General features: G+C 69.8%; 9 protein-coding genes. 8 read left to right on the top strand and 1 reads right to left on the bottom strand.

All coding sequences use genetic code 11. The features are described from left to right. Nucleotides 1-45: 45 nt before the first annotated feature. The gene (locus VFL99_RS12520) at nt 46-888 is read right to left on the bottom strand and encodes a bifunctional allantoicase/(S)-ureidoglycine aminohydrolase (RefSeq protein ID WP_325106698.1); all 843 of its coding nucleotides are present in this window, start codon (nt 886-888) and stop codon (nt 46-48) included. A 230-nt stretch (nt 889-1,118) separates the two neighbouring features. On the opposite strand from VFL99_RS12520, the gene uraD reads away from it, so the two are divergent. The 8 genes from uraD to VFL99_RS12480 form a co-directional block, all read left to right on the top strand. Beyond that, a complete protein-coding gene (gene uraD / locus VFL99_RS12515; protein WP_325106697.1) occupies nt 1,119-1,619 on the top strand; it encodes a 2-oxo-4-hydroxy-4-carboxy-5-ureidoimidazoline decarboxylase in 501 nt (166 codons plus the stop codon). Beyond that, on the top strand, nt 1,616-1,948 hold the full coding sequence (uraH, locus tag VFL99_RS12510) for a hydroxyisourate hydrolase (RefSeq protein ID WP_325106696.1): 333 nt from the start codon (nt 1,616-1,618) through the stop codon (nt 1,946-1,948). The genes uraD and uraH overlap by 4 nt, the downstream gene beginning before the upstream one ends. Before the next feature lie 4 nt (nt 1,949-1,952). Beyond that, the gene (pucL, locus tag VFL99_RS12505; RefSeq protein WP_325106695.1) at nt 1,953-2,858 is read left to right on the top strand and encodes a factor-independent urate hydroxylase; all 906 of its coding nucleotides are present in this window, start codon (nt 1,953-1,955) and stop codon (nt 2,856-2,858) included. Nucleotides 2,859-2,872: 14 nt separating this feature from the next. Then, a complete protein-coding gene (locus tag VFL99_RS12500; protein WP_325106694.1) occupies nt 2,873-4,378 on the top strand; it encodes a nucleobase:cation symporter-2 family protein in 1,506 nt (501 codons plus the stop codon). A gap of 241 nt (nt 4,379-4,619) precedes the next feature. Continuing rightward, nucleotides 4,620-5,447 carry a hydroxypyruvate isomerase family protein gene (locus VFL99_RS12495; protein WP_325106693.1) on the top strand — a complete coding sequence of 276 codons (828 nt, stop codon included), beginning with the start codon at nt 4,620-4,622 and terminating at the stop codon, nt 5,445-5,447. A gap of 30 nt (nt 5,448-5,477) precedes the next feature. Further along, nucleotides 5,478-6,362, top strand: coding sequence for a 2-hydroxy-3-oxopropionate reductase (locus VFL99_RS12490; protein ID WP_325106692.1), 885 nt, complete (start codon nt 5,478-5,480; stop codon nt 6,360-6,362). A gap of 38 nt (nt 6,363-6,400) precedes the next feature. After that, entirely contained in the window at nt 6,401-8,176 is a 1,776-nt protein-coding gene (gene gcl, locus VFL99_RS12485; protein WP_325106691.1) for a glyoxylate carboligase, read from the top strand. A gap of 20 nt (nt 8,177-8,196) precedes the next feature. After that, a partial coding sequence (locus tag VFL99_RS12480; RefSeq protein ID WP_325106690.1) for a glycerate kinase occupies nt 8,197-9,071 on the top strand: 875 nt, incomplete at its 3' end.

The following is a 9,071-nucleotide window of genomic DNA, read 5'->3' as shown; positions in this document are numbered from 1 at the left end:
GGCGCCGCGGGGTAGCCACCTCACCCGTGGGTCGGGTGAGCGGGGTCAGACGAAGCTGCGGCTCAGGGCGGCGTGCCGGTTCACGTCCTTGTAGAGCAGGTAGCGGAACGGGCCGGGGCCGCCGGCGTAGCAGGCCTGCGGGCAGAAGGCGCGCAGCCACATGAAGTCGCCCTCCTGCACCTCGACCCAGTCGTTGTTGAGCAGGTACACCGCCTTGCCCTCGAGCACGTACAGACCGTGCTCCATCACATGCGTCTCGGGGAACGGAATCGCGCCGCCGGGCTGGAAGTTCACGATGTTGACGTGCATGTCGTGCCGGATGTCGCTGGTGTCGACGAAGCGGGTGGTGGTCCACGCGCCGTCGGTGTCGGGCATCGGGATGGGCTCGATGTCCCGCTCATTGGTGACGAACGCCTCGGGCACCTCGATGCCCTCGACCCGCTGGTAGGCCTTGCGGATCCAGTGGAAGCGGGCCGCCCGGTCGCCGGTGTTGCGCACCGCCCAGGTCGTCCCCGGGGGCACGAAGGCGTAGCCGCCCGGTGCCAGCTCGTGCTTCTCGCCCTCGATCGTCACGGTGAGGTCACCCTCGACCAGGAAGACGACACCTTCAGCTGCCGGGTCGAGCTCGGGCTTGTCGCTGCCGCCGCGGGGGGAGACCTCGACGATGTACTGCGAGAAGGTTTCCGCGAAACCGGACAACGGCCGGGCGATGACCCACAGGCGGGTGTCCTCCCAGAAGGGCAGGTAGCTCGTCACGATGTCCGTCATCGTGCGGCGCGGCAGGACGGCATACGCTTCGGTGAACACCGCCCGGTCCGTCGTGAGGTCACGCTGCCCGGGAAGGCCACCGCGGGGGGCGTAGTAGTAGGGGGCCGGCTCGGACGCCATTGGTACTCCATCCACGATACGAAAACATCTTTTTGGGATGAGGAATTGTCCCGCACCCTGCGGGTGGCGTCAATGGGCTCGTGCTGCGCGTGACCGGCATACGGCTGGGGCTTCCGCTGCGCCCGGAACTGGGCGAGACTTCTTTTCAACAAACTGTTGACGTGGCCTCCGTCACGTGTCAGTCTCTCGTTCATCGAAATTAGCTTTCCGGCTAACGAGAGGAAGGCCCCATGGGCCCACTCGACCGCCTGAATGCCGATCCGGCAGCTCAGGTCCTTCCCACCCTGCTGGCGTGCTGCGACGTCCCCGCCTGGGCTGACGCCGTGCTGGCTGGCCGCCCCTACGCCAGCGCGCAGGAGCTGTATGCCGTGGCGGACGCGGCTGCCCGAGACTTCTCGCCTGCCGAGGTGGACCGGGCGCTCGCCGCGCACCCGCGGATCGGGCAGCGGGTCCGCGGCAACGGCACCGGGGCCGGCTGGTCGCGCCAGGAACAGTCCGGGGTCGCCACCGACTCGGCCACCCAGCAGGCGCTCCAGGACGGCAACAGGGCCTATGAGAACCGTTTCGGGCGGGTCTTCCTCATCTGCGCCACGGGGCTCAGCAGCGAGGAGATCCTCTCCTCGCTGCGCGAGCGCCTGGAGCACGACGAGCAGACCGAGGCGGCCGTGGTCGCCGAGGAGCTGCGCAAGATCGCGCTCCTGCGTCTGAGCAAGGCGGTCGACGAGACATGAGCGCCATCACCACGCACGTCCTCGACACCGCCCTCGGGCGGCCGGCAGCAGGCGTGCCGGTCCGCCTCGAGGCGGTCTCCGAGGGGGTGTCCCTCCTGGCGTCCGCCACCACCAACGGCGACGGACGCGTCCCCGAGCTCGGCCCCGAGCGGGTCGAGCCCGGCACCTACCGGCTGGTGTTCGACACGGCGACCTACTTCGCCGCGACCGGGCAGAGCTGTTTCTTCCCTGAGGTCAGCCTCACGTTCGCGCTGACCGATCCCACGCAGCATTACCACGTTCCCGTGCTGCTCAGCCCGTTTGCCTATTCCACCTACCGAGGAAGTTGAATCCATGGCCATCAAGCTCGGTCCCAATGAGTACGGCAAGGCCCAGGTCCACCTGGTCCGTGTCTACCGCGACACCGCACGGCACGAGATCCGCGACCTGACCGTCTCCACCTCGCTGCGGGGCAACTTCAGCGCCGCCCACATCGAGGGCGACCAGGGCGACGTCCTGCCGACTGACACCCAGAAGAACACGGTCTTCTCCTTCGCCAAGGAGAAGGGCATCGACTCACCGGAGCAGTTCGCCCTCGAGCTCGCCGACCACTTCCTGGCGACCTCGCCCGTCGCCGACGGCGCGCGCGTCGAGGTCGAAGAGGCCGCCTGGAAGCGCATCGACGTCGACGGCGAGGGTCACGACCACGCCTTCGTGCAGACCGGCGGAGGCACCCGCACGACCGTCGTGAACGTCGACGGCCGGGGCAGCGAGCGGACCGCCCACGTCGTCTCCGGCCTGAAGGACCTCGTCGTGCTGAAGTCCACCGGCTCGGAGTTCCACGGCTTCCTCAAGGACAGGTACACGACCCTCCAGGAGACCGACGACCGCATCCTCGCGACGTCGCTCATCACTCGCTGGCGCTACGAGGGCACCGACGTCGACTGGAACAAGTCCTTCGACGCCATCAAGGCCCTCCTGCTCCAGCGCTTCGCCGAGATCCACTCCAAGGCGCTGCAGCAGAGCCTCTACGGCATGGGTGAGGCCGTCCTGGAGCAGTTCCAGGACGTGGCCGAGATCAAGTTCTCCGCGCCGAACAAGCACCACTTCCTCGTCGACCTGTCGCCGTTCGGCGTCGACAACCCGAATGAGGTCTTCTACGCCGCAGACCGGCCCTACGGCCTGATCGAGGCGACCGTCCTCCGTGACGACGCGAGCGACGCCGGCAACGCCTGGCACGCGATCCCCGGGTTCTGCTGAAGGGTTCCCTGGCCATGAAGCTGCTCACCCGTCCGGCCAACCCGAAGTACCGGGGTCGGCCCGAGGACCAGACGTACGGCGTCGGAACGCTGTTCACCTACGGCACCCAGCACATCCTCACCATGTACGGCGGCGTCATCGCCCCGCCGCTCATCGTCGGCGGCGCCGCGAAGCTGTCCCCGACCGACATGGCCCTGCTCGTGACGGCAGGCCTGTTCATCAGCGGCTGCGCCACCCTGTTGCAGACGTTGGGGATCGGGCCGTTCGGGAGCCGGCTGCCCATCGTCCAGGGCATCTCGTTCGCCAGCGTCTCCACCATGGTGGCGATCGCCAGCGACGGCGGGGTCCGACCGGTCTTCGGGGCGATCATCGTCGCCGGGCTCATCGGCCTGGTGGTCTCGTCGTTCTTCGCCCAGCTGGTGCGTCTCTTCCCGGCGGTGGTGACCGGCTCGATCATCACGGTGATCGGGTTGTCCCTGATGCCGGTGGCCTTCCAGTGGTGCATGGGCGGCGAGGGAGTGAAGAACGCCGGTTCCATGGCCAACATCGGGTATGCCGGGCTGACGCTCGTCATCATCCTGGTCATCAGCCGGGTGTTCCAGGGCACCATCTCCCGGCTGTCCATCCTCATCGGCCTGGTCGCCGGCACGATCATCGCGGCGCTCACCGGTCACGCGGACTTCTCGCCGGTCGCCGACGCCAAGGTGGTCGCGCTGCCGCAGATCTTCCACTTCGGCACGCCGACGTTCAATGTCGGCGCGATCGTCTCGATGACGATCGTCATCCTCGTGATCATGACCGAGACGACGGCCGACATCCTGGCCATCGGCGAGATCCTGGACACGGAGGTCGACGCCAAGCGGGTGGCCGACGGGCTGCGCGCCGACATGGCCGCGACGGCGGTGGCCCCGGTCTTCGGGTCCTTCCCCTGCAGCGCGTTCGCGCAGAACGTGGGGCTGGTGGCCCTCACCGGCATCAAGAGCCGTTTCGCGGTGGCCGCCGGCGGCGTGGTCCTCGTGGGGCTGGGCCTGCTCCCGGTGGTCGGGGCCGTCGTGGCGGCGATCCCGTACCCCGTCCTCGGCGGAGCAGGCATCGTCCTGTTCGGCTCGGTCGCGGCCAGCGGCATCCGGACCCTGTCCCGGGTGGACTACCACGACAACCTCAACATGGTCATCGTGTCGGTCGCGATCGCCGTGGGCATCATCCCGATCGCGGCGCCGACGTTCTGGGACGCCTTCCCTAGCTGGTTCAGCGTGATCATGCACTCCGGCATCAGCGCGACCGCGGTCGTCGCCGTGGTGCTGAACCTGCTGTTCAACGAGGTCACCGCCGGCAACAAGCCCGGGGCGTCGGTGTTCGCGGCCAGGGAGAGCGAGCTCGACGAGCTCGGAGATACGCTCGACGATGAGCTGCGTGGCGAGAAGCGCCCCGTGGCGAACTCCCGCCGGGCACCCAAGGGCGTGTCGAACGCGCTCGAGGACGTGCCTGCCGTCGACGGACCCCAGCCCAGCATCGGCTGAGCCGAACCGATCCCGTGCTGCGGCCGGGGCAGGCGTCCTGCCTGCCCCGGCCGCAGCCGTTTCCGCAGCGGGTTGACGGAAACCGCATGACCGGAGCCGTCCCAAAGCGCTTGTGTGCGAGGGGAATCCGCATCGCGAAATCCTCGATCTCGCTCGTCCAAGGGGTTGACGACGGCTCGGAGGCCCTCTACCGTCTTTCATGAAGCAAAAATAAGATTCCGAGATACGAAAGAAGCGAGTGATGACGACCCACGGGCTCCGGTACCTCGTGAACTGCTCGATCCTCTTCACCGAGCTGCCCCTCCTCGAGCGGCCGGCCGCGGCGAAGGCGGCAGGCTTCGACACGGTCGAGTTCTGGTGGCCCTGGCCGGACCAGCCGGTCCCCGCCGATGCCGACGTCGACGCCTTCGTGGAGGCGGTCGAGGACGCCGGCGTGCAGCTGGCCGGACTCAACTTCTTCGCCGGCGACCTCGCGGGCCCGGACTGCGGGGTGCTGTCGATCCCGGCGCGCTCCCAGCAGTTCCGCGACAACCTCGAGGTGACCGTCGGCATCGGGGAGCGCCTGGGCACGAAGGCGTTCAACGCGCTCTACGGCAACCGGGTGGCCGAGTCCGCCCCCGAGGAGCAGGACGAGCTGGCGGTGGAGAACCTCGCCCTCGCCGCGAAGGCGGCCGACCGACTGGGCGCCACCGTCCTCGTGGAGGCCGTGAGCGGTCCCAAGCCCTACCCGCTGCGCACCGCCGACGACGCGGTCGCCGTGGTCGAGAAGGTGCGCCGATCGGGGGCCGGCAACGTGGGCTTCCTGTGCGACCTGTTCCACCTGGCCAACAACGGTGACGACATCGACGCCGCGATCCGCACGCACGCCAAGGACATCGCGCACGTCCAGGTGGCCGACTACCCCGGACGAGGTGAGCCCGGGAGCGGGCAGCTCGACCTGGACGGCTACCTCGCCGCCATCGAGGCCTCCGGCTACGACGGCTATGTCGGGCTGGAGTACAAGCCGACCACCACGACCGAGGAGAGCCTGACGTGGCTTCCTCGCGAGCGTCGCAGCGCCGGCCACTGACCTGTCCCAGCGACACCAAGGAGACATGACATGAGCACGATCGCGTTCATCGGCCTGGGCATCATGGGCAGCCCCATGGCGGTCCACCTGGCGCAGGCCGGCCACGACGTCCGCGGCTACAACCGCAGCCCGGAGAAGACGGCACCGCTGGTCGAGTCCGGCGGCACGGCAGCCGGGTCCATCGCCGAGGCGGTCGGGGGCGCCGACGTCGTGTGCGTGATGGTGCCCGACTCCCCGGACGTGCAGGCGGTGCTCGCCGGCGAGGGTGGCGTCTTCGACAGCGCCGAGCGCGGTGCCCTCATCATCGACTTCTCCAGCATCCGCCCGGACGTCACGGTGGAGCTGGGCAAGCAGGCGCAGGAGAAGGGGCTGCGGCTGCTGGACGCCCCGGTCTCCGGGGGCGAGGCCGGAGCCAGGAACGCCGTGCTGTCGATCATGGTGGGCGGCGACGCCTCCGACTTCGAGCAGGCCAAGCCCCTCTTCGACACGGTCGGCAAGACCATCGTCCACGTCGGCCCCAGCGGCTCGGGCCAGACGGTCAAGGCCGCGAACCAGCTCATCGTCGCCGCCAACATCGAGGCGCTCGCCGAGGCCGTGGTCTTCCTCGAGGCCTACGGCGTGGACACCAAGGCGGCCCTCGAGGTGCTCGGTGGCGGTCTCGCCGGCTCCAAGGTGCTGGACCAGAAGGAGGAGAACATGCTCTCCCGGTCCTTCGACCCCGGCTTCCGGATCGAGCTGCACCACAAGGACCTCGGGATCGTCACGGCGGCCGCCCGCGAGGCCGGCGTCGTGATCCCCGTCGGGGCGGTCGTCGCGCAGCTGATGGCCTCGGCCAAGGCCGTCGGCGACGGCGGACTCGACCACTCCGGCCTCCTCCGCGGGGTCGAGCGGCTGTCCGGCCGCGCCAGCGACTGACGGCACCCTCCCAGCCCACCTCACAGCAAGGACATCCCATGACCCGCATGCGCACCGTCGACGCCGCGGTCCTCATCCTCGAGAAGGAGGGAGCGACCCAGACCTTCGGGCTGCCCGGCGCCGCGATCAACCCGTTCTACAGCGCGATGAAGGCGCACGGCGGCCTGCGCCACGTGCTGGCCCGCCACGTCGAGGCCGCCTCCCACATGGCGGAGGGCTACACCCGTGCGACCGCCGGCAACATCGGGGTGTGCCTCGGCACCTCCGGGCCGGCCGGCACCGACATGATCACCGGGCTGTACTCCGCCTCGGCCGACTCCATCCCGATCCTGGCCATCACCGGCCAGGCGCCGGTGTCCAAGCTGCACAAGGAGGACTTCCAGGCCGTCGACATCGAGTCGATCGCCCAGCCCGTCACCAAGTGGGCAGTGACGGTGCTGGAGCCGGCACAGGTCCCCGGCACCTTCCAGAAGGCCTTCCAGCTCATGCGATCCGGCCGCCCCGGACCGGTCCTGATCGACCTGCCGATCGACGTGCAGCTGTCCGAGATCGACTTCGACATCGACACCTACGAACCCCTCCCGGTGCCCCGTCCGGCCGCCACACGCGCGCAGGCCGAGAAGGCCCTGTCGATGCTCACCCGGTCCGAGCGGCCGCTCCTCGTCGCCGGTGGCGGCATCGTCAACGCCGACGCCTCCGACCTGTTGGTCGAGTTCGCCGAGGCAGTGGGGGTGCCGGTCATCCCGACGCTCATGGGGTGGGGCACCATCCCGGACGACCACCCGCTCAACGCCGGCATGGTCGGGCTGCAGACCTCGCACCGCTACGGCAACGCCACGATGCTGGAGGCCGACTTCGTGCTCGGCATCGGCAACCGTTGGGCCAACCGGCACACCGGCGGCCTCGAGACCTACACGCGCGGGCGCACCTTCGTGCACGTCGACGTCGAGCCGACCCAGATCGGCCGCGTCTTCGCTCCCGACTACGGGATCGTCTCCGACGCCAAGGCCGCGCTGGAGGTCTTCGTGCAGGTGGCCCAGGAGTGGAAGGCCGCCGGGCGGTTGCCGGACCGGGGTGCCTGGGCGGCGTCGTGCCAGGAGCGCAAGCGCACCCTGCAGCGCCGGACCAGCTTCGACAACGTGCCGATCAAGCCGCAGCGGGTCTACCAGGAGATGAACAAGGCGTTCGGCCCGGACACCCGCTACGTCTCCACCATCGGCCTGTCCCAGATCCAGGCAGCGCAGCTGCTGCACGTCTACCAGCCACGGCACTGGATCAACGCCGGCCAGGCCGGGCCGCTGGGGTGGACCGTGCCGGCGACCCTCGGCGTGGCCACCGCCGACCCGGGGTCCACCGTCGTCGCGCTGTCCGGCGACTACGACTTCCAGTTCCTCATCGAGGAGCTCGCGGTCGGCGCGCAGTTCAACATCCCCTACATCCACGTGCTGGTGAACAACGCCTACCTGGGCCTGATCCGCCAGTCCCAGCGCGGGTTCGACATGGACTACTGCGTGCAGTTGTCCTTCGACAACCTCAACGCCCCGGAAGTGGGCGGCTACGGCGTGGACCACGTCAAGGTGGTCGAGGGGCTGGGCTGCAAGGCCCTGCGCGTCTTCGAGCCGGACGACCTGTTGCCGGCGCTGGAGAAGGCGAAGAAGATGGTCGTCGAGTTCCGGGTGCCGGTCGTGGTCGAGGTCATCCTCGAGCGGGTGACCAACGTGTCGATGGGCACCGAGATCGACAACATCACCGAATTCGAGGAGCTCGCCGAGCGCGGCGAGGACGCCCCCACCGCGGTCGCCCTCCTCGACTGACTGACGTCGGAGCCGTGCCCATGCCCACCGTTGTGGTCGCCCCGGACAAGTTCAAGGGCTCACTGACCGCGGAGCAGGTCGCCGCCGCGGTGAGCAGCGGGCTGCGCCGGGTGGTGGCCGCGGACGTCGTCGCCGTCCCGGTCGCCGATGGTGGGGACGGCACCGTGGCGGCCGCGCTCGCCGCCGGTTACGAGCCCGTCTCGGTCCGGGCGGCCGGCCCCACGGGGGAGCCGGTGCGGACGACTTACGCCCGGGCCGGTGACCTGGCGGTCATCGAGATGGCCGACGTCTCGGGGCTGGTGCGGCTGCCCGGGGGACGCCAGGAGCCGCTCACGGCCACGAGCCGCGGGCTCGGGGAGGTCATGGCGGCCGCCATCGACGCGGGCTGCCGGCGGCTGGTCCTCGGCATCGGTGGCAGCGCGAGCACCGACGGAGGGGCGGGCATGCTGTCCGCGCTCGGCGCGCGGTTGCTCGATGCCGCCGGGGCGCCCTTGGCCGGCGGCGGCGGGCCGCTCGGTCGCCTGGCCGGGCTCGACCTGACACCCCTTCGTGCGCGCATGGGGGAGGTGACGGTCACCGTCGCCTGTGACGTGGACAACCCGCTCACCGGCCCCCGCGGTGCCGCCGCGGTCTACGGGCCGCAGAAGGGCGCCAGTGCCGCCGACGTGGCGGCACTGGACGCCCACCTGGCGCACGTGGCCGACGTGGTGACCGTCACGACCGGTGCTGACCTGCGGGAGGAGCCGGGCGCCGGTGCCGCCGGTGGCGTCGGCTATGCCGCCCTGGCCGTCCTGGGGGCCCGGTTGCGCCCGGGCATCGACCTGGTCCTGGACCTCGTCGGCTTCCGGGAGAAGCTCGTCGGTGCCGACCTGGTCATCACCGGGGAAGGATCGCT

The organism is Segeticoccus sp. (assembly GCF_035708005.1).
The sequence above is the reverse complement of the archived record's forward strand: the minus strand, read 5'-3'. Positions and strand labels throughout refer to the sequence as shown.

What these genes read in the sequence shown, in the direction of transcription:
- gcl (WP_325106691.1), top strand. Translation starts at nt 6,401, where the DNA reads ATGACCCGCATGCGCACCGTCGACGCCGCGGTCCTCATCCTCGAGAAG.
- VFL99_RS12490 (WP_325106692.1), top strand. Translation starts at nt 5,478, where the DNA reads ATGAGCACGATCGCGTTCATCGGCCTGGGCATCATGGGCAGCCCCATG.
- uraH (WP_325106696.1), top strand. Translation starts at nt 1,616, where the DNA reads ATGAGCGCCATCACCACGCACGTCCTCGACACCGCCCTCGGGCGGCCG.
- uraD (WP_325106697.1), top strand. Translation starts at nt 1,119, where the DNA reads ATGGGCCCACTCGACCGCCTGAATGCCGATCCGGCAGCTCAGGTCCTT.
- VFL99_RS12500 (WP_325106694.1), top strand. Translation starts at nt 2,873, where the DNA reads ATGAAGCTGCTCACCCGTCCGGCCAACCCGAAGTACCGGGGTCGGCCC.
- pucL (WP_325106695.1), top strand. Translation starts at nt 1,953, where the DNA reads ATGGCCATCAAGCTCGGTCCCAATGAGTACGGCAAGGCCCAGGTCCAC.
- VFL99_RS12495 (WP_325106693.1), top strand. Translation starts at nt 4,620, where the DNA reads ATGACGACCCACGGGCTCCGGTACCTCGTGAACTGCTCGATCCTCTTC.
- VFL99_RS12520 (WP_325106698.1), bottom strand. Translation starts at nt 888, where the DNA reads ATGGCGTCCGAGCCGGCCCCCTACTACTACGCCCCCCGCGGTGGCCTT.